We start from the raw sequence: 1,475 nt of genomic DNA on the forward strand, positions 1-1,475 counted from the left end.
TGTGGCTTTGATTTCATCGCTGAAAATCACTCTCTTAGTCCTATATAAATTGAAAACAAGAATTTTATATCCCTATTTCTATAATCTTTGGTATCTTATTTCTTCGCAAGCCCCTAACCTCTATCTGGCAACGATTTCAGGCTTTAGTCGCAATTTACTTGTAAAGCCTTGCCAATCAACAGCTTCATCGCTCTATCACTAATTAGCTGTCCAGTGCCGACAAAATAAAATTATCCCTAACTGTAAAGCTTCACCCCGCAGGGACGCAACTTTACAGTTAGGGATTTGTAATTAATTAAGTCTCAGTTTCTTTACGGGGTCAAGTTGAAATTAATTGTATCTTTTAGGGTCTTTCTTCTCTTTTTTCTCAGCAGGATCTTTCTTGGGCTTTTTAGCCTCTTTATTGCCCTTTTGTTCTTTAGACATTATTTCCTCCAGTGCCGATAACAAGCGAGAATCAGCAATATCTAATTCTGCTGATTACTATTATTCTACCTTAATTCTAAATAATCTGTGATCTTTATCCCTTAAGCAATACAACCTGAGTTTATTATAAAAAAGTAAATGATATTTGATTTCTTTTTTGAAAAACTTCATTCTTACAGAGATTACTATTCTTGTTAGGATATCGAACCTAAAAATAAAGAAAGGCGCAAAGCGTCCTTCTTTATTTTTAGAAAGCCGCTTGATAATAGCGATCATCCTATGCAATCCATTAGGGTGAAGTGGAATCAATAGCGATCGCCTTATATTTAAACCAATAGCTACAAACAGCTAAATGTCTAAGCTAGAGAGCGATCGTCATGATGTCCACTCAAAACCCTAACCTTCATCACTCTCCTACAACTAATGCCCTTGCAATGGGAATGGCTCTCAAAAAAATGTATGAGCTGGGGCGCAAAGATTTTGATTCAGAAAATTTTTCGGGGCTGAAATTGTCTTGCTGTAAGCTGTCAGCTATTAATCTGACTAGCTCAGATTTACGAAATGCCGATCTTGACCTAACTGACTTGAGTGAGTCTGACCTGCGGGGCGCAAATCTAGAGCGATCGACCCTTAGTTTTACAAATTTGACTAATACCGATTTGAGCAATGCTAATTTAAAAGGAGCAAATCTGGGGGGAGCAGACTTGAGTGGGGCAATTCTGAGAGGTGCAATTCTCCAAAATGCCAATTTACGAGGGGCAAATTTGAGCAATGCTAGCCTAGAATTTGCCAATCTAGAAGGTGCAGATTTAACAGGTGCAAACTGCTTTGGCTGTAATTTGAGTTATGCCAATCTCAAACATACCAATCTGACCGAGGCAAATCTAGACAATGCCAATCTTCTCAAAAGTAACTTTGAATATGCCCTACTAGATGGCACAACTCTAAACAACGCTAGTTACTAGGATTACTGGAGTTTAGACTAAAAAAGGTAAGAAAGGCAGAGTAAAAGAGATACAAACTGCCTAAAGTAGATAAAAAAGAAAGAC

2 protein-coding genes are annotated in these 1,475 nt (G+C 37.7%); both read left to right on the plus strand.

Annotated features, from left to right (window positions below; translation table 11 throughout):
• Nucleotides 1–202: hypothetical protein (locus B9G53_RS27935; protein WP_217901522.1), on the plus strand; the 202-nt coding region annotated here is incomplete at its 5' end.
• A gap of 601 nt (nt 203–803) precedes the next feature.
• Nucleotides 804–1,391, plus strand: coding sequence for a pentapeptide repeat-containing protein (locus tag B9G53_RS06260; RefSeq protein ID WP_094530290.1), 588 nt, complete (start codon nt 804–806; stop codon nt 1,389–1,391).
• Nucleotides 1,392–1,475: the final 84 nt, after the last annotated feature.

It is taken from the genome of Pseudanabaena sp. SR411, from assembly GCF_002251945.1.
Classification (GTDB): domain Bacteria; phylum Cyanobacteriota; class Cyanobacteriia; order Pseudanabaenales; family Pseudanabaenaceae; genus Pseudanabaena.